The organism is Pseudomonas sp. KCJK9111, assembly GCF_046231935.1.
In the GTDB taxonomy this organism is placed as follows: Bacteria; Pseudomonadota; Gammaproteobacteria; order Pseudomonadales; family Pseudomonadaceae; genus Aquipseudomonas; species Aquipseudomonas parafulva_B.
The window spans coordinates 1-18,066 of the sequence record NZ_JBJJMO010000020.1 but is presented as its reverse complement, the minus strand read 5'-3'; the positions used below and the strand labels follow the sequence as shown (position 1 = coordinate 18,066).

General features: G+C 61.6%; 17 protein-coding genes and 3 pseudogenes. 8 read left to right on the top strand and 12 right to left on the bottom strand.

Annotation, left to right across the window (positions count from 1 at the left end; translation table 11 throughout):
• Positions 1 to 32 precede the first annotated feature (32 nt).
• On the bottom strand, positions 33 to 593 hold the full coding sequence (locus ACK59L_RS09650; protein WP_409273244.1) for a nitroreductase family protein: 561 nt from the start codon (positions 591 to 593) through the stop codon (positions 33 to 35).
• A 167-nt stretch (positions 594 to 760) separates the two neighbouring features.
• On the opposite strand from ACK59L_RS09650, the gene ACK59L_RS09645 reads away from it, so the two are divergent.
• The gene (locus ACK59L_RS09645; RefSeq protein ID WP_058605590.1) at positions 761 to 2,215 is read left to right on the top strand and encodes a TrkH family potassium uptake protein; all 1,455 of its coding nucleotides are present in this window, start codon (positions 761 to 763) and stop codon (positions 2,213 to 2,215) included.
• Here ACK59L_RS09645 and ACK59L_RS09640 read toward each other — a convergent pair.
• On the bottom strand, positions 2,172 to 3,233 hold the full coding sequence (locus ACK59L_RS09640) for an AraC family transcriptional regulator (protein ID WP_058605591.1): 1,062 nt from the start codon (positions 3,231 to 3,233) through the stop codon (positions 2,172 to 2,174). The genes ACK59L_RS09645 and ACK59L_RS09640 overlap by 44 nt on opposite strands.
• Positions 3,234 to 3,385: 152 nt before the next feature.
• On the opposite strand from ACK59L_RS09640, the gene ACK59L_RS09635 reads away from it, so the two are divergent.
• The gene (locus ACK59L_RS09635) at positions 3,386 to 3,697 is read left to right on the top strand and encodes a DUF962 domain-containing protein (RefSeq protein WP_058605592.1); all 312 of its coding nucleotides are present in this window, start codon (positions 3,386 to 3,388) and stop codon (positions 3,695 to 3,697) included.
• A 41-nt stretch (positions 3,698 to 3,738) separates the two neighbouring features.
• Here ACK59L_RS09635 and ACK59L_RS09630 read toward each other — a convergent pair whose 3' ends face one another.
• The 3 genes from ACK59L_RS09630 to recQ form a co-directional block, all read right to left on the bottom strand.
• Entirely contained in the window at positions 3,739 to 4,020 is a 282-nt protein-coding gene (locus ACK59L_RS09630; RefSeq protein ID WP_409273241.1) for a SelT/SelW/SelH family protein, read from the bottom strand.
• A 25-nt stretch (positions 4,021 to 4,045) separates the two neighbouring features.
• On the bottom strand, positions 4,046 to 4,483 hold the full coding sequence (locus tag ACK59L_RS09625; protein WP_058605594.1) for a MarR family transcriptional regulator: 438 nt from the start codon (positions 4,481 to 4,483) through the stop codon (positions 4,046 to 4,048).
• 151 nt (positions 4,484 to 4,634) lie between these two features.
• The gene (gene recQ, locus ACK59L_RS09620) at positions 4,635 to 6,782 is read right to left on the bottom strand and encodes a DNA helicase RecQ (RefSeq protein WP_409273238.1); all 2,148 of its coding nucleotides are present in this window, start codon (positions 6,780 to 6,782) and stop codon (positions 4,635 to 4,637) included.
• 241 nt (positions 6,783 to 7,023) lie between these two features.
• Between recQ and ACK59L_RS09615 the strand changes: the two genes are divergently transcribed.
• The 3 genes from ACK59L_RS09615 to ACK59L_RS09605 all read left to right on the top strand — a co-directional run bounded on the left by ACK59L_RS09615 (position 7,024) and on the right by ACK59L_RS09605 (position 9,653).
• Positions 7,024 to 7,611 carry a UPF0149 family protein gene (locus ACK59L_RS09615; protein WP_027915890.1) on the top strand — a complete coding sequence of 196 codons (588 nt, stop codon included), beginning with the start codon at positions 7,024 to 7,026 and terminating at the stop codon, positions 7,609 to 7,611.
• Between the two features lie 7 nt (positions 7,612 to 7,618).
• The gene (locus tag ACK59L_RS09610) at positions 7,619 to 7,984 is read left to right on the top strand and encodes a YbaN family protein (RefSeq protein WP_409273234.1); all 366 of its coding nucleotides are present in this window, start codon (positions 7,619 to 7,621) and stop codon (positions 7,982 to 7,984) included.
• Positions 7,985 to 8,294: 310 nt separating this feature from the next.
• Complete coding sequence (locus ACK59L_RS09605; protein WP_023533803.1) at positions 8,295 to 9,653, top strand: TolC family outer membrane protein; 1,359 nt, start codon at positions 8,295 to 8,297, stop codon at positions 9,651 to 9,653.
• Between the two features lie 17 nt (positions 9,654 to 9,670).
• On the opposite strand, the gene ACK59L_RS09600 is transcribed toward ACK59L_RS09605, so the two are convergent.
• The 6 genes and pseudogenes from ACK59L_RS09600 to ACK59L_RS09575 form a co-directional block, all read right to left on the bottom strand.
• Positions 9,671 to 10,282, bottom strand: a complete 612-nt coding sequence (locus tag ACK59L_RS09600) for a tRNA-uridine aminocarboxypropyltransferase (RefSeq protein ID WP_409273232.1) — start codon at positions 10,280 to 10,282, stop codon at positions 9,671 to 9,673.
• 90 nt (positions 10,283 to 10,372) lie between these two features.
• A pseudogene (locus ACK59L_RS09595) lies at positions 10,373 to 11,347 on the bottom strand (methyl-accepting chemotaxis protein); the annotation flags it as partial.
• Positions 11,348 to 11,656: 309 nt separating this feature from the next.
• Positions 11,657 to 11,938, bottom strand: a pseudogene (locus ACK59L_RS09590) (PAS domain-containing protein); the annotation flags it as partial.
• A 347-nt stretch (positions 11,939 to 12,285) separates the two neighbouring features.
• On the bottom strand, positions 12,286 to 12,414 hold the full coding sequence (locus ACK59L_RS09585) for a PA1414 family protein (RefSeq protein WP_023533827.1): 129 nt from the start codon (positions 12,412 to 12,414) through the stop codon (positions 12,286 to 12,288).
• A gap of 190 nt (positions 12,415 to 12,604) precedes the next feature.
• Complete coding sequence (locus ACK59L_RS09580) at positions 12,605 to 13,531, bottom strand: DMT family transporter (RefSeq protein ID WP_409273229.1); 927 nt, start codon at positions 13,529 to 13,531, stop codon at positions 12,605 to 12,607.
• A 95-nt stretch (positions 13,532 to 13,626) separates the two neighbouring features.
• Complete coding sequence (locus ACK59L_RS09575; RefSeq protein ID WP_409273227.1) at positions 13,627 to 14,034, bottom strand: transcriptional regulator; 408 nt, start codon at positions 14,032 to 14,034, stop codon at positions 13,627 to 13,629.
• Positions 14,035 to 14,234: 200 nt separating this feature from the next.
• Here ACK59L_RS09575 and ACK59L_RS09570 point away from each other — a divergent pair, with 200 nt between their 5' ends.
• Complete coding sequence (locus tag ACK59L_RS09570; RefSeq protein WP_409273225.1) at positions 14,235 to 14,507, top strand: hypothetical protein; 273 nt, start codon at positions 14,235 to 14,237, stop codon at positions 14,505 to 14,507.
• Between the two features lie 59 nt (positions 14,508 to 14,566).
• Here ACK59L_RS09570 and ACK59L_RS09565 read toward each other — a convergent pair whose 3' ends face one another.
• Positions 14,567 to 15,889: a DEAD/DEAH box helicase gene (locus tag ACK59L_RS09565; RefSeq protein ID WP_058605602.1), complete on the bottom strand. Its 1,323-nt coding sequence runs from the start codon at positions 15,887 to 15,889 to the stop codon at positions 14,567 to 14,569.
• A gap of 140 nt (positions 15,890 to 16,029) precedes the next feature.
• On the opposite strand from ACK59L_RS09565, the gene ACK59L_RS09560 reads away from it, so the two are divergent.
• The gene (locus tag ACK59L_RS09560; RefSeq protein WP_100852026.1) at positions 16,030 to 17,337 is read left to right on the top strand and encodes a mechanosensitive ion channel family protein; all 1,308 of its coding nucleotides are present in this window, start codon (positions 16,030 to 16,032) and stop codon (positions 17,335 to 17,337) included.
• Between the two features lie 392 nt (positions 17,338 to 17,729).
• Positions 17,730 to 18,066 (top strand): annotated as a pseudogene (locus ACK59L_RS09555) (RHS repeat-associated core domain-containing protein); the annotation flags it as partial.

Below are 18,066 nucleotides of genomic sequence, written 5' to 3'. Positions count from 1 at the left end.
TGGCCAACGGCTTGGGTCAAACGCGGCGGGGGTCAGCCGCCCCAGGCGCTGACGAAGTCGGCAGTGGCGAGCACAGGCGCCGTGCGAGGCTCGGTCAAGGGCGTACCCACATACAGGAAGCCAAGCAGCTCCTCGTTGTCTGCCAAGCCCAGGCCTTCATGGACATGGGCATCGAAGGCCAGGTCCCCGGTGCGCCATACGGCACCCACGCCCTGGGCGTGCGCGGCAATCAGTATGCCGTGGGCCGCGCACCCTGCCGCCAGTTGCTGCTCAAGCACCGGGACCTTGGGGTGCTGCTTGTGCAACTGGGCAATGACCACGATCAGCAAGGGCGCGCGTAACGGCATGGCGCGGGCCTTGCTCAACGCAGCCTCACTGGCATCGCCGCGCTTTTGGACTGCGCTGGCGAACAGCTCACCCAACCGCTCGCGTGCCGGTCCTTCGATAGTCAGAAAGCGCCAAGGACGTAGTTGACCGTGGTCCGGGGCGCGCAGCGCAGCCTGGAACAAGGCCTCACGCTGGGCATCGTTGGGCGCAGGGTCGGTCAGGCGCGGGACCGAAACCCGGTTGAGCAATGCGTCGAGAGCCTCCATCGGCTACCCTCCTGGAACATGAATGTGCGGCCATTCTCAAGGGGCCGACGCCAGGCTGCAAGCACGACCTCATCCAGGGCCTGCAGCATGAAGATGCAGCTTGGCCTTGAGCCTTTGCGCCCCACAGGTAGAATGGCGCCCTTCCGTTTCGAGCCCGAGCAGAACACATGGCGTTGCCGACCCTAAGGATCATTGGTTTCATCATCGGCATCTTCCTCATCACGCTCGCCGTGGGCATGGCTGTCCCCATGGCCACCCTGGTGATCTTCGAACACACCCGCGACCTGCCGTCCTTTCTCTGGTCGAGCCTGATCACCTTCGTGGCGGGCCTGCTGCTGGTGGTGCCCGGCAGGCCCGAACACGTGCACCTGCGTCCACGCGACATGTACCTGCTGACGGTGTGCTCCTGGGTGGTGGTGTGCGTGTTCGCTGCCCTGCCCTTTCTGCTTACGCAGCACATCAGCTACACCGATGCGTTTTTCGAAAGCATGTCGGGCATCACCGCCACCGGCGCTACCGTACTCAGCGGCCTGGACAGCATGTCGCCCGGCATCCTGATGTGGCGCTCGATGCTGCACTGGCTGGGCGGTATTGGCTTCATCGCCATGGCGGTGGCCATTCTTCCCCTGCTGCGCATCGGTGGCATGAGGCTGTTCCAGACCGAATCCTCGGACCGCTCCGAGAAAGTGATGCCGCGCTCGCACATGGTCGCCAAGTCCATCGTCGGGGTCTATGTCGGCTTTTCCATCTTCGGTGCCCTGGCGTTCTGGTGGGCCGGCATGAGCCCGTTCGATGCGATCAACCATGCCATGTCGGCGATTTCCACCGGCGGTTTTTCAACCTCCGACCAGTCCCTGGCCAAGTGGGACATGCCCGCCGTGCACTGGGTGGCCGTGGTGGTGATGATCCTCGGCAGCCTGCCGTTCACCCTGTACGTGGCCACGTTGCGCGGCAACCGCGGGGCCCTGATCCGCGATCAACAGGTGCAGGGCTTGCTGGGCATGCTGGTGGCGACCTGGGTGATCCTGGGCACCTGGTACTGGTACACCACCAACCTGCACTGGCTCGATGCCTTGCGGCACGTCGCGCTGAACGTGACCTCGGTCGTGACCACCACAGGCTTTGCGTTGGGTGACTACAGCCTGTGGGGCAACTTCTCGTTGATGCTGTTCTTCTACTTGGGGTTCGTGGGCGGGTGTTCCGGTTCGACGGCCGGCGGCATCAAGATATTTCGCTTTCAGGTGGCCTATATCCTGCTCAAGGCCAACCTCAACCAGTTGATTCACCCCCGCGCAGTGATCAAGCAGAAGTACAACGGGCACCGCCTCGACGAAGAAATCGTACGCTCGATCCTCACGTTTTCCTTCTTTTTCGCCATCACCATCTGCGTGATGGCGTTGCTGCTGTCATTACTGGGGGTCGACTGGATGACCGCCCTGACCGGCGCGGCCGGGACGGTGTCCGGCGTGGGCCCGGGCCTTGGCGAAGTGATCGGGCCGTCGGGTAACTACGCCAAGCTGCCCGACGCCGCCAAGTGGATCCTGGCCGGCGGCATGCTGCTGGGCCGGCTGGAAATCATCACCGTGCTGGTGTTGTGCATGCCGGCTTTCTGGCGTCACTGACTCCGTCGATATCGGTGCCCAGGCGAGCCCGGTACTCGCTGGGCGTGACGCCAAACCAACGGCGAAAGGCCCGGTAGAAGTTGCTAGGGTCGGCAAAGCCAAGCAGGTAGGCGGTCTCCAGCAGGGTCATGTTGGGCTGGGCCAAGTACTGTTCGGCCAGTTCGCGCCGGGTATCGTCAAGCAACGCCTGGAAGCTGGTGCCCTCATCCTGCAACCGGCGCTGCAAGGTGCGCTGGGACAGGTGCAGCGCCTGTGCCAAGGTTTCACGCTTGGGCTCGCCCTGGGGCAGGATGCGGCACAACACCTGGCGCACCCGGTGGGTCACGCGGGTCTCCGAGAAGCGTGCCAGGTATTCACCGGCGAACCGGTCGTGCAATACGGCCATGGCTTCGTTGGCTGTGGGCAGTGGCGCCTCCATGTCCGCCCGCTCGAACACCAGGGCATCATGGGGCGCATTGAAGATCAGTGGGGAATGAAAGGCCACTTTGTAGGGTTCCAGGTGCTTGGGCGGCGGCCCCTGTATCAGCACCCGTCGCGGCTGGACCGGCCGACCGCTGAGCCATTTGCACAGCGACAGGGCGCAGGCCAGCGACGCCTCGGCACTGTGCCGGGTGGGCGGCAGGTGGTCGCCGTGCACGGTCAGGATCAGCGAATAGCCTTCGGGGGTGAGGATAAAGCTCAAGTCAGAGCTCTCGGCGATGATGCGCTGATAGCGCACCAGCCGTGCAAAGCCTTCGGCCAGCGTGCGGCTGGACATCAGCGCGTAGCCCACCACATGAAAGGATGCCGGCCTGACCACGCGCGCCATGTTCAGGCCGATTGCTTCATTGCCTGATAGCTCCACCGCCAGTTGCCAGAGCCGGGTCATGGCGTCCTGCGGGAAGCGCGCATCCGGATCGTCGAGAGCAGCGAAATCCAGCCCCAGCTGCTTGAACATGGCCTGGCAATCGAGCCCTTCGAGCTCCAGCGCCTTGACGATCCCAGATGCCCAGCTGGCGGAGGTGGTTCTTTCGCTCATGGCACGCTTCTTATGCTGACCGCTCCTGCGGTGAACCCCAAGGATACTCAATTGGCGCCTATTGTCACTGGTACGCCCCGTCAGTGACTCTAGACTCGAATCAGGCTCCACGCCGTGTCTATCATTCCCAGTCAATATTCCGGAGCAGTGTCATGGATCGCACAGCGCAATTCCGAACCTTCGCCGAGTTCTACCCCTACTACCTCGGTGAACACAGCAACCCCACGTGCCGCCGCCTGCACTTCGTGGGCACCAGCCTGGTCATTGCCCTGCTGGCCTACGCCATCGGCAGCGGCAAGTGGATGCTGCTGCTGGCGGTGCCCGTGGTCGGGTACGGCCTGGCCTGGGTAGGGCATTACTTTTTCGAGAAGAACCGGCCTGCGACCTTCACCTATCCCTTCTATAGCCTGCTGGGCGACTTCGCGATGTTCAGGGACGTGCTGCTGGGCAAGGTGCGCCTCTGACGCCAAGGCGCCGGCCTACAATATCGACACGGCCGGGGCGGTTAGCGATCGTTGTGACCCAGGTCGCGCTGTGGATCGATCTGATCGCGTACGCGTTGCTTGAGCACTTTTGCTTCAGGGAAGCCGCCATCGGCTTTGCGCTCCCACACCTGCACGCCATCGCAGGTGATGCGAAAGACGCCACCGGTGCCCGGCTGCAAGGCCACCTGCCCCAGGTCCTGGCCAAACGTACTGAGCAGCTCCTGGGCCAGCCAGCCGGCACGCAGCAGCCACTGGCACTGGGTGCAATAGGTGATGACGATTTCAGGCTTTGGCTCGGTCATGGTGATGCGCCTCGCAAACGGTGGATCAGGGCTTTTCCAGGTTGCTCAGAATCTTGGCATGGACCCGCATGCAGACCTCAAGGTCCGCTTCATCGACGCCTGTGAAAAGCTCGATGCGTAGCTGATTGGCAATGGTCTCGATCTGCTCGATCAGGGGCTTGGCTGGGGGGCACAGCAGGATCTTCTTGGCCCGCCGGTCTTCGACAACGGCCTGGCGACGCACCAGCCCCTGCCCTTCGAGACTATCGAGCAACCGCGCCAGGGTCGGGCCCTCCACGCCGACGCTCTGCGCCAGTTCGCGTTGGGTGGGCGCTTCCTCGAACCGTGCCAGGTGCAGCAGCACCAGCCACCGCGCCTGTGACAGGTTGAGGCCGGCCAGACGGCGATCAAGCTCGGCGCGCCAGCCACGGGACATCTGGGCAAGCTGCATGCCGAAGCGGTGTTGATTGTCAGTCAGGGGCATAAAGCGACTCGTCGAACAGTTCTAATTGTTAGGCAGCTAATCATGCGCGGCCCGACGAGGCAAGCCGTCGGGATGCGCTGCTGCAGGGTAAATGTGCGCTGGCGTGACACGGATCAGCAAACCGCTCGGGCCAAGCCGGTAGCGCGCACTGTCACAGCTCGAACTCAGCCGCCAAGGCGGCGCGCACGCAGTGCAGGACACCGTCTGGCACACGCGATCCGAACAACGGCGCAATGGTGGAAACGGATGGCAATTCGCCTTCGCCGTCGAGGAAGGCATCCTGGATTTCCGACAGAAGATCTTCCGGCAGGTCCAGCGCCTGTTCGAGGTTAAGCTCCTGACGCCCCAAGGCCTCAGCCAGCAGGCTGTAGACATTCTTTTCAGTGCAGTCGAGCTGACCGGCGATCTGCGCCGGCGTCATGCCGGCGCGGGCCAGGCTGACCAGTTCGTGACGCAAGTCCAGTACCACCTTCGGCGCCTCGGGGGTGCCGCCGCTGCCATTGAGCACTTCCAGGAATGCCTGCCCGTAGCGTTCCAGCTTGCGGGCGCCGACACCGCTGACCTGCGCCATGTCGCTCAGAGTCACCGGCTGGCTGCGCAACATCTCGAGCAGGGTGGAGTCCGGGAAGATGACGTAAGGCGGGACACGATGCTCTTCGGCAAGCTTGCGGCGCAAGGTGCGCAGCGCTTCCCACAATTCGCGTTCTTCTGCACGCACCAGCTGGCTTGCCGGGCTGCCGCCGCCAGAAGACGAGGTCTTGGCCACGGTCTGCGGCTTCAGGTCACGGCGCAGTTGCAACGTGACCTCGCCGCGCAGCAGCGGGCGGCAGCTGTCCGACAGGCGCAGGCCGCCGTAGCCTTCCAGATCGATGTCGACCAGACCACGGGCTACCAGTTGGCGGAACAGCGAGCGCCAGTCGGCCTCGGCCAGCGCCTTGCCGAGGCCGAACACCGACAGCTTGTCATGACCGAAATTGGTCACTTTCTCGGTGCTTTTGCCCAGCAGCACGTCCACCAGATGCCCCACGCCATAACGCTGGCCGGTGCGAAACACTGCTGACAATGCCTGGCGGGCGGGCTCGGTGGCATCCCACGTCTGCACGTTGTCGACACAGTTGTCGCAGTGCCCGCAGGGTTGTTCCAGCGTCTCATCGAAGTACGCCAGCAAGGCCTGGCGTCGGCAGCGTGTCTCCTCGCACAAGGCAAGCATTGCGTCGAGCTTGTGCTGCTCGATGCGCTTGTGGCGCTCGTCACCCTCGGAGTTCTGCAGCATCTGCTTGAGCATGACCATGTCCTGCAAGCCGTACGCCATCCAGGCGTCCGAAGGCAGGCCGTCGCGACCGGCACGACCGGTTTCCTGATAGTAGGCTTCCAGCGACTTTGGCAGGTCCAGGTGCGCAACGAAACGCACGTTGGGCTTGTCGATGCCCATGCCAAAGGCGATGGTCGCGACCATGATCAGCCCTTCTTCGTTGAGGAACCGATGCTGGTTGGCCGAGCGCGTCTCAGCCGGCAGGCCGGCGTGGTAAGGCAGCGCGGGGAAGCCCTGGTCGCAGAGAAACGCAGCGGTTTCGTCGACTTTCTTGCGCGACAGGCAATAGACGATGCCTGCGTTCCCACGCCGTTCGCCCAGAAACGCCATGAGCTGCTTGCGGGGCGCTTCCTTGGGGACGATGCGGTAGAAGATGTTCGGCCGGTCGAAGCTCGAGAGGAAGCGCTCGGCCCCCTGCAGGTGCAGGCGCTGGACGATTTCTTCCCGGGTACGCATGTCTGCAGTCGCAGTGAGCGCAATGCGTGGCACATGCGGGAACAGCTCGGCCAGTTGGCCCAGTTGCAAGTATTCGGGGCGAAAATCGTGGCCCCACTGGGACACGCAGTGGGCTTCGTCGATGGCGAACAGCGAAATGTCCAGGTCGCGCAGAAAATCGAGCATGCGCGGTTGCACCAGGCGCTCTGGCGCCAGGTAGAGCATCTTCACCTCGCCGCGGCGCAGGCGCCCAGCCAGTTCCCGTTGTTGCTCGGCATTGAGCGTGGAGTTCAGCGCAGCGGCCGATACCCCCAGTTCATCGAGCGTGGCGACCTGGTCGTCCATCAGTGCGATCAACGGCGACACCACCACGGTCAGGCCTGGGCGCAGCAACCCTGGTACCTGGAAACACAGCGACTTGCCGCCACCTGTGGGCATCAGCACCAGGGCATCGCCACCATTGGCTACGCATTCGATGATCGCTGCCTGGCGCCCTCGGAAGCTGTCGTAGCCGAAGATGTCCTTGAGAACGCGCTGAGCCTGTTCGAGCATGTGCAACTCCAAAAACGCCGTACCACCCCGCTACAGGCTGGACGAAAAACCCGCGCCGCACACGCCGAATGCGTAAGCGGTTTTTGCCAAGGGCCCGACAACGGTGGGCCCTGGGCTGGAAACCGCCAAGTATACCGCACCCGCTCCCTGCACTGGCACCGTTGCGATGGGCGTGTCTTTGCCCCGCTGACGCTGCAAGGTGCTAGAATTCGGTATCGTTTATTCCCAAGGTAGCCCCGTAATGTCCTTCGCCGAGCAACTGACCCGCCTGCAAGCCTTCCTCGACGCCGACGAGCTGCACGAAGAAGCGCTGGACTATGTCGCCGCCCACGGCTACCTCACTGCCTTGTCGATCAACGCCGAAGAGGTGCCCGAGCGCGAATGGATCGACGCCTTGTTCGCCGAAGAACCGCACTACGCCAGCGAGGCCCAGCGCGTCGAGATCGAGGCCACGCTGGTTGCACTCAAAGGCCATATCGCGCGCCAGTTGGCCAGTGATGACGAGTTCGAGCTGCCCTGCGACCTGGATCTGGGCGATGACCCTGACGACTCCGACCTGCGCGGCTGGTGCATCGGCTTCATGGAAGGGGTCTTCTTGCGCGAGGAAGCCTGGTTCGAGAATGCCGAAGAGGAAGTGAGCGAAATGCTGCTGCCGATCATGGTCGGTTCGGGCCTGTTCGACGAGCAGCCTGAATTTGCCGACATCGCCAGCAACGCCAGCCTTCAGGACGACATGATCGTGCAGATTCCCGAGGCCCTGACCGCGCTGTTCCTGTTGTTGCATGCCCCGGAAGAGAAACCGGCCCTGCTCAAGCCCCGTCACCACTAAGCCGGGCATGCGCTACCTGCTGCTGGCCATCGGCTGGCTGAGCGTGGCGCTGGGCGTGGTTGGCATCTTCCTGCCGGTGCTGCCGACCACTCCGTTTCTCCTGCTGGCAGCGGCGTGTTTTGCCCGCAGCTCGCCACGCTTTCACGACTGGTTGGTCAACCACCCTCGCCTGGGGCCCTGGATCCGGGGCTATCTCGGCGGCGAGGGTATGCCCCTCAAGGCCAAGGTCTATGCCATAGGCCTGATGTGGTTGAGCATCGCCGTTTCCTGCTATCTGGTTCCGTTCCCCTGGGCACGGCTGTTCATGTTGGCCAGTGCGGTAGGTGTCACGTTCTACATTCTTCGGCAAAACACCTACATCCCGCCTAAGTGACAATAATTTGTCGCCAAATATCAATTTGGCCTTCTTCACCGGGTTTTTATTTGGATACGTTCTGGAACCGGCTGCAGCCGCCACTTGGCGCCACCTGGACAGCGCGGTATGGCACCGGGTTAAGTAGCTCCCCATTCCAGCGTTAGACAATTAATGTCGAACATGGCACGTTGATATGAATAAATCTTCTTATTCATTCCAGTGAATGTACTTAGCTGTGGGCTTAAAAACCTGCAACACTATACGGCATCGGAATATAGTCATTTTTTTGGCGATTTGTAGGAAAAACCAGGATCAGGGAGAGGTACCCATGCGTCTTTTGAACCCCATCACCAGTGCGTTGCTGTTGGCTCTGGCAAGCGCCCACGTGCAGGCGATGTCGATCACCGAAGCTGTCCAAAGCGCTGTGGATTACCACCCCCAGGTCAGCTCGAACCGCAACAGCAAGTTGTCTGCAGATGAAGATGTGAAGTTCGCCCGCGGCGGCTACTACCCATCCGTCGACCTGGTAGCGGGCTACGGTCGCCAGCGCTCGGACAACGCCAACACGCGTGCCGAAGGCCGTCACAACAAGGAAACCCTCAACTATTCCCAGGCCGACCTGCGCCTGCGGCAGATGATCTTCGATGGCTTCAACACCTCCAGCGAAGTGGGCCGCACCCAAGCGGTCTCCACCTCCCGTGCGTACTACACCCAGGCAGTGGCTCAGGACGTTGCCTTGCGCGCCATCGAGGTGTACCTGGAAGTGCTCAAGCGCCGCGAACTGGTAAGCCTGGCCAAGAACAACCTGCAAGCCCACCTGCGGGTGAACGACCAGATCGGCCTGCGCAACGAACGGGGTGTCGGCAGTACAGCTGACCTGGACCAGTCCCGTGCTCGTCGCGCCCTGGCGGAGAACAACCTCGATACCGCCGAGGTGGACCTGGCCGATGCCGAAGCCAACTTCTTCAGCGTCGTGGGCCGTGTGCCGGATGAGCTGGAAGATCCGCAAGCGGTCGCCGTGCAAATGCCAGCAACGCTGGAAGAAGCACGCGAAGGCATGCGCCAGAACAACCCTTACATCAAGTCGGCCCAGGCGGACGTGAACGCCGCCGAAGAGCAGTACAAGGTTGCCAAGTCCACCTTCTACCCGCGCTTTGATGCCATTCTGGCCACCGGTGCCAACAACAATACCGGCGGTGAAAAAGGCCACAGCAACAACGACTGGCAGGCAGGCGTGGAGATGAACTACAACCTGTTCCGCGGTGGCAGCGACAAGGCCCGCCTGAACTCCGACGCGCACAAGATCAACCAGGCCATGGACATTCGCAACAATGCACTGCGCGAGCTGACCGAAAACCTGAGCCTGGCCTGGAACGCCCTGAACAACGCCAGCAAGCAGCTGCCTACCGCGCGCGAGTACGCCGACACCACCAAACGGGTGCGCGCCGCCTACCAGGACCAGTTCGGTCTGGGCCAGCGTACCCTGCTGGACGTGCTCGACAGTGAAAACGAGCTGTACAACGCGGACCGTCGCTACACCGAGGTGCGCTACACCGAAGCTTATTCCCGCTACCGAGTACTGGCCACAATGGGCGAGCTGTTGAGCAAGCAGCGCATCTCGCTACCGCCTGACGCCTACGCGGCCACCGAAGTGCGCACCGAAGCCCATCTGCCCGAGATGCGCTGACCAGACCGGGGCGTCGCTCAGGGCGCCCCCGTATCCTTGCGATGATTGCGCTCGTAGGTGCCTGCACCCATGGCTTGGATCTGTCCTTCGATCAGGGCCTCGAACGGCGCCAGCACGGCGTCGAAACGGGCCGGTCGTTCCAGCACGTTCAAGGCCTGCACCACCGCCTCGATGGTCGATAGCGCGCCTGCCTCGGGCGCCTTGCGCAGACGATAGCGTGACGGCGTCACATTCCCCAAGGTGACCTTCGGCAGAGCCGCCAGCAGCGGATTGAGGTACATCAGCTTGCGCGCCTTGCGCCAGGTACCGTCCGGCACGACCAGCAACAACGGTGTGTCGTCGGTCTGCGTGTAAGGCCCGAGCGCTTGCGCCCCCTCGCCCGGAAACAACACCACTGGCCGGTAACCCGGCATTGCCAGCCATTGGTCCAGGTCGTTGAATACCTCACCCACGTGCAGCTGGGCATTGATCAAGCCTAGCGCTGCCAGGCGAGCCGTGTTCAGCGCATGGGACGCTTCGCTTGGGTGCTGCAACAGCAACACGCGGGTCCTGCTGCCGATCGCAGGTATCAAGGCGCAGAGGCAATGGTCGAGGGGGCGCAGGCAGCGCTCGCAGCGGGGTCTGGACATGAGGTCTCCTTGGCCGCGCAGTGTGCCACAGAACCGCAGATCAACCGGCACGCCTTCAGCACAAAGCGTGCCCTGCGCAGGTGTGGGCGATCAGCGATTGAAGCGCTCGGCCAGGCCGTAGAGATAGTCGGCCATGCGTTCGAGGTCCTGGCTGATCTGCGCGCCTTGCCGTGCCTGCCCAGCGCTTTGATCGCACAACTGGGCGATGCGCGTGATCTGCTGGTTGATGTCTTCAGCCACATGGCTTTGCTGCTCGGAAGCAGCAGCCATCTGTTGGCTCATACTTGTGATACTGCTAACCGCCTGGGCGATGCCGACCAGCGCGTTCTGCACGGCCTCAACGCTTTGCCTGCTGTCGCGCGCGATGCGCTCGCCGTGGCCGGCGGAGCTCACTGCCCGCTCGGTGCCGGCACGCAGGGTGGCGATGATCTGATGAATTTCCTCGGTCGAAGTGCGGGTGCGCTGGGCCAGCGAACGAACCTCGTCGGCCACCACGGCAAACCCCCGCCCCTGCTCCCCCGCTCGGGCCGCTTCGATGGCAGCGTTAAGGGCCAGCAGGTTGGTCTGCTCGGCAATGGCTGTGATCACATCGACCACGCTGCCAATGGACTGGGTCTGCTGGGCGAGTGCGTTGACGGCCTGGCCAATATCACTGACCGCATCGCTCATGCTGTCCATCGCATGCAGGCTCTGCTGGGCCAGCTCACTGCCGCGCTGAGCCAATTGATCGGCGTCACCGGCGGCATGGGCCGTGCTCTGGACGTTCTGCGTGACCTGCTGGATGGTTGCCGCCATCTCGGCGATGGCGGTTGCGGACTGATCCGTTTCACTGCGTTGACGGCCAAGCATCGAGGCCTGTGTATCTGACAGTTTGGAGGATTGTGAAGCCCGGTCCTTTACCCCCACGCCTGCATCCTCAAGCCGGGTCAGGGCGGTTTGCAAGCGGGCTTCTTCACTCAGAATGGCCAGATCCATTTGCCCATGCAGCCCGGGGCTGGCGCTATAGGTCAGCGCCACCAGCGGGCTGGTGAAGGCCTTGGGGTGTGCGGCCAACGTGCGCTGTATGGCTTGGCTGTGCTGGCGCTCGATGACGTACCAGGCCAGCAGCAGGCTGGTCATCAATACCGCCAGTGCAGCGTAGGCCGGCAGGCTGGCGTAGGCGAACGCCGATAGCACTCCGGCGGCGGCAAGCGGCCATCCAGTCCCTAGCCGTTGGCCCACACGTGCTACCCACGGCAACGGCGCACGGTCACTGCGCAGGCGGGCATACAGGCGCTCGGCACGGGCGATCTGCGCGCGGCTGGGCACTGAACGTACTGACTCGTAACCACTGACGCGGCCTTGTTCGTAGATGGGCGTGACGTAGGCACTGACCCAGTAATAGTCACCGTTCTTTGCTCGGTTTTTGACGATACCCATCCAGGGCTTGCCCTGCTTGATGGTGTCCCACATATGGCCAAACACCGCGGCGGGCATGTCCGGATGACGTACCAAATTGTGGGGCTGACCCACCAGTTCGTCATAAGTGAAGCCACTGATGGCCACGAACGCTTCGTTGCAGTAGGTGATTCGGCTATCGAGATCGGTGGTCGAGATCAGGCGCTGGTCACCGGGGAAGGTTCTTTCATACTCGGTGACGGGCAAGTTTGTGCGCATCTTCGGCGATCCTTGCAGGATGAAAATGGGAGAAACGTAGGCGCAAGGTTGATATGTAGCATAGCGCCGTCAAATAGGAGGGGGTATACGAAGGAAATTATTGAATCCTGACGAAATACATCAACGCAATGTTTACGCCAGTGTCGCAGCTGGCTGAAACAGGTCGCAAAGCGCGGGGATGAGTGGGTGAAATGGGGATATCACGGAGGGAGAAGCAGGGCTCGATCAGTGCTGCCGAAAGCCGTTATGAACAGCCAGAGCCCTGGAGTGGGTGCGCCAAGGAAAAAAACGCCTAATTAGAACAAAGAAGCCGCTCTGCCCCGAAAGGTAGAGCGGCCTTTGCTCGCTCAACGGCGGCGTGGCTGACGAGGGCGCTGCTTTTCATCAGTCGGGATGGGCACCGGCTGCAAGGGCGGCGGAATCAAACCCAAGGCAACCCCAAGGTCGTGGAGCCAGTTGTACAGTGCTTTATTCATAATGCCCCCTTTACGGGTAAGCCTAACGGCGAATCAGTTTGGCGCTGCCTTATACAGATCATAGCCGCATGTATGAGCTGACGCCTACGTCTGATCTTACAGATGGGGGTGATTGTGACGCCGATCAAGCCGCTTGGGGGATTTCCTGGCACCGCCAATCGTTTCCCTATGTTACTGCTAGGTTCTGGCCTTACCCGACCCATTTGCGCAGTTGCTGCCGTACCCAGGGTTCGGCACTTACCAGAACCACGCCCACGAGCACCAGCACAGCGCCAAGCACGAAGTTCACGGTCAGCGGTTCGCCCAGGATCAACACCCCGAAGGTGACCCCGAACAGGGGCGTGATGAATGAAAACACAGCCAGGTTCGATGCCAGGTACTTGCGCAGCAGCCAGAACCAGGTCAGGTAACTGATGAACGAGACGATTACGCCCTGGAACAACACGCTCCCAATCGCCAGCGGCGTCATGACCACATCGCCGGCCTGCCCCGTGATCAGCCCAATGAGCAGTAAGCCGACAAAACCTACCGCCAGCTGATAGAACAGGGTAAGGGATGCCGGTGCCTCGGAAAGCCGCGACCCCCTGACCACGACCGTGGTCGCGCCCCATGCCAAGCCGGCGAGTACCCCGAAGGCATCCCCCAGCAAGGTGCGCCCGTCCATGTCGGCCCATGAGGTCCCACCCACAAAGGCCAGTGCAATGCCCGCGAACGCCAGCAGTATGCCTAGCCATTGCAACAGTCTCAGCCGTTCGCTGGGCAGCATGAAATGAAGGCCAAGGGCGGTGAAGATGGGCGCTGTGTATAGGAACACCGACATGTGAGCGGCCGTGGTCAGCTTGAGTCCTTCGGCGATGAACAGAAACTCGAGCCCGAACAATCCGCCCGCCAACACACCTGCTCGCCAAGTCCCCCCCACCTGTTTCCAGTCGCCGCGCCACAGTACCATCAGCCCGACCAGCACCGCAGCGATGCAGTTGCGCAGGGTTGCCTGCATTACCGGGGCAATGTCCACGGCGGCCGTTTTGATCAGCACCTGCTGGCTGCCCCAGATCAGGCAAAGCACCACCATGACCTGGAACGCAAAGGCATCGGGGTTCTTGCGGGCCACGCTCATCGGCGGACCTCGAGACGGTGCAAAGGCATGCGCAGTGATTCACCTGAAAAAAGGGACACGGGATTATCAATTCACGCATGCCTCGCTGGCCAGCCTTAAATGGCACCACCGGCAATCTGCGCCTTGGACGAGACGTGTTCAAAGGTGCTTTCATCCAGCGCATCGTCCTGATCATCCAGCACTTGCCGCGGGTGTTCGAAGCCTGGAATGCTGCTGTCGATCAGGCTCATCAGGCGCGACCCTCGCTCGGTCAGCACGAAGTTCTCGCCGTTACCACCCTCCTCTTCCGGGCGGCTTTGAATATAGCCTCGCTCCAGAAGCAGCTTCTCGTATTCGCAGGCCTGGCTTTTGAGGCGATCCAGGTCACCGACGGGTTCACCCTTGGCCGCCAGGTCAGCGGCGTGCGCTTCGGCATAAGGGCGGGGCGTGAATTTCTGCCCACTGCCGTTCTGCACTTCATGCAACAAGCGTTCGATCAGGTCCCAGTTGTAGATGGTACGCATGCGATTACCTCCTGGTGTGCGTCGAGGATGTACACAGGTTTGGGACCTTTCAAATCTGCGCACGTTCCGCGCAAATGGCCTGGAGGTCACGTGCTTTAGCTGCAATAAGCCACGCCGACCCCTGGCCACTTATCCCTGATCGTGAACCAATCGGCTCGCCGCGCCTCAACCGTCCATCAACCACGCCGGAGGAACAAAGGATGAAACCACTGCTGCGTATCACATGCCTGGTCACACTGTTCAGCGCGTTGCCTGCCTGGGCATGCACGCCGGAAGAAGCGACGCAAAAACGTGAGGAACTGGCTGGGCTGGTGGCTCAACTGACCGAACAGAACCCGGCGAAAGCCAAGGAAATAAACGAGGAACTGCAAGGCATGCAGTTGGGCACCGCCAGCAAGGACTTGCCGGACAAGTGTCAGTTGATCGACAGGCGTATCAAGGAATTGAAAGCGGCCGAGAAAAAGGCAGGATGACGCCAGGACGGTAGCTGCCAGGGCGGCGCTGAGCGCTGCCCTGGCACAGGCACCGGGCCTTACTCGGCCGACGGCTTGCGCTTCTTCAACGGTGCGAGCCCATCGGAGCTGGTCAACGGTGCGTTGGCCCTTGGCTTGGCCGTAGGCTTGCGCTTGGCACTGGCCTTCTTGTCGCCACCTTTCTTGTCCGTCTTCTTCTTTTTGGTGCTGGCAGCTTTGCCAGACGCCTTGACTTTCTTGGGCCCGCTATAGGTGCCTTTGACTTCCTTGATGACCCGGCGCTCGAACTGCTGCTTGAGGTAGCGCTCGATGCTGGACATCAGGTTCCAGTCGTTATGGGTGATCAGCGAGATCGCCAGGCCTTCGCCCCCGGCGCGCCCGGTACGACCCACACGGTGCACGTACTCATCGCCGCTGCGTGGCATGTCGAAGTTGATGACCAAGTCCAGGCCGTCGATGTCCAGGCCGCGCGCGGCCACGTCGGTGGCGACCAGCACCTTGGAGCTGCCCTGCTTGAAGCGCTCGATGGCCAGCTTGCGGTCTTTCTGGTCCTTCTCGCCATGCAGCACGAATGCCTTGACGTCCTTGGCGACCAGGTGGCCATAGATACGGTCAGCCATGGCGCGGGTATTGGAGAAGATGATCGCCTTGTCGAAGGTTTCGTTGGCCAGCAGCCATTGCACGATCTGCTCTTTGTGCTGGTCATGGTCGGCCGTGATGATCTGCTGGCGGGTGCCCTCGGCCAGCTGCGATACGCTGTTGAGCATCAGGTGCTCAGGGTCTTTCAGGACCTTGCCGATCATGTCGCGCAACGCCGCGCCGCCGGTAGTGGCCGAGAACAGCAGGGTCTGCTCGCGGTTTTCGCATTCCTTGCACAGGCGTTCCATGTCCTCGGCAAAGCCCATGTCGAGCATGCGGTCGGCTTCGTCCAGAATCAGCACCTGGACGTGGGACAGGTCGAGGTTGCCGGCGTTGAGCTGCTCGAGCAAACGGCCCGGCGTGCCGATCAGCACGTCCGGCACCTTGCGCAGCATGGCGGCCTGTTCCTTGAAGTCTTCGCCGCCGGTCACAAGGCCCGACTTGATGTAAGTGAACTGCGAGAACAGCTGCACCTGCTTGAGGGTCTGCTGTGCCAGCTCACGGGTGGGCAGCAGGATCAGCGCGCGAATCTCCACACGGCGCTCGCGCAGATCGACCAGACGATTGAGCAGCGGCAGAACGAACGCCGCCGTCTTGCCACTGCCGGTCTGCGCGGTGACACGCAGGTCCCGCCCTTGCAGCGCCAGGGGAATGGCGGCGGCCTGCACCGGGGTTGGCTCGACGAAGTTAAGCTCGGCCACGGCTTTGAGCAGGCGTTCGTGCAAGGCGAATTGGGAGAACACGGAGGTAACCTCAGGCAAGTACGGAAATCAGCTGCATAGGGTAACGTTTTCTAGCGATTTAGCCGAATTTCTTTTGGCATGGGGCTGCCCATCCGCGTTCTAATAACGCCTCGTTTGGCAACAAGACTTTAAGCAAGCCCATGGACATCCAACGCTTCTGGCGCGACTCCCTCGACCTGTGGGGCACCCTCGACCAACACCCCATGCTGCACGCCGCCATCGGCCTGGCCGTGCTGCTGGTGATATCGCTGATTCTAGGGCGCCTGGCGCGCTTTCTGGTGCTGCACGGCGCTCGCCTGCTGGCACGCCAGCCTGCCCTGAAATGGCTCGACGACCTGCGGCACAACAAGGTTTTCCACCGCCTGGCGCAGACCACACCGTCGCTGGTCCTGCAGTTCGGGCTCAAGCTGGTGCCAGAGTTGTCCGACACCGCCCAGCACTTTCTGGGCAACCTGGCGTTGGCTTTCACGCTGCTGTTCATGACCATGGCCCTGTCGTGCCTGCTCGATGCCCTGCTCGACATCTATGCCCGCACCGAGCACGCCCGCACACGCTCCATCAAAGGCTATGTGCAACTGGCCAAGATGATGCTGTGGATCTTCGCGGCCATCGTCATCGTCGCCACCCTTATCGACCGTTCACCGTTGCTACTGCTGTCAGGCCTGGGCGCGATGTCAGCCGTGCTGCTGTTGGTGTACAAGGACACGCTCTTGTCATTCGTGGCCAGCGTGCAGCTGACCAGCAACGACATGCTGCACGTCGGCGACTGGATCGAAATGCCCCAGGTCGGCGCCGATGGCGATGTGGTGGACATTACCCTGCACACGGTCAAGGTGCAGAACTTCGACAAGACCATCGTCTCCATCCCCACCTGGCGCTTGATGAGCGAATCGTTCCGCAACTACCGTGGCATGCAGCAATCAGGCGGCCGGCGCATCAAGCGCAGCCTGTTCATCGACGCGGCCGGGGTCCGTTTCCTGACCCGTGAAGAGGAGCAGCGCCTGAGTCAGGTACGCCTGCTGGGTGACTACCTGGCCGGCAAACGTCAGGAGCTGCAAAGCTGGAACGAAGCCTTGGGGCCGGTGGCGGAACTCTCGGCCAACCGGCGCAAGCTGACCAACATCGGCACCTTCCGCGCCTTCGCATTGGCCTACCTGAGAAACCACCCGGACGTGCACGCGAACATGACCTGCATGGTCCGCCAGATGCAGACCACGGCAGAAGGCGTGCCGCTGGAGATCTACTGCTTCACCACCACCACGGTGTGGGCCGAGTACGAGCGCATTCAGGGGGATATCTTCGATTACCTGCTGGCGGTGTTGCCGGAGTTTGGGTTGAGCTTGTATCAGCAGCCCAGTGGCAACGATATGCGCGTTGGCCTGGCCGGGCATGTTGCGCCCGTACAGGCGCCGATGTCGCGGCGGGTTGAGGAAATGAGCGAGGCTTGAGCCAGGGAGGCGGAGCTCAAGGCTCGCAAGCAAGCGTCGAACTTGGTCAAGAAAGGTACGTATATCGGTACTGCCTTGAATGTGGCGGCCACAGGCTTGCCGATCCATAAAGCCTGCACAGTGAGTCGGGAGGAGAAGTGTCGACGCGCCAAGTATGTTGAAAGCTCGGCTTCAAAAGGGGCCGAGGAGACGGCAGCCTCCGGGGGGGGTATGCGGTATTTGCGACATCCCTTTTCGTACAGAGCCTAAACACTTGATCCTGAATGGTCTGTCAGGTGATTAACGGACTACATGCCCCTGGTATTTTTATCAGGTGCGTGGCTTGGGCAGAGGCGATAGCCTTCTTTGTAATGGCGTTTAGATTGTGGCGCCGCCCAAGGCGGGGAGGGGCTATGTCCGAGAAAGAAAATATTGTGAAACTCAGATTTTATCAAGGGCCTCATTTCTCAACAGAGCTAGAAGGTTCAGAGTTTTACTCGGTATTTAGAGCTCAACGTCAACTTCTGGCGCAAAAAGATGCCAGGCAAACAGAGGCACTGGCAACTGATAACGGCGGCAGCATTTTGGCAGTGCATGAGAAAGATGTTCGTCGGACCTATAGCTATACACCTTACGGATTCAGATCATTGATACATGACAAGCGCGATCGCTTGGGTTTCAATGGCGAATTGCAAGACTATCTTACCAACTACTATATGCTGGGCAATGGTCATCGAGGTTTGCACCAGC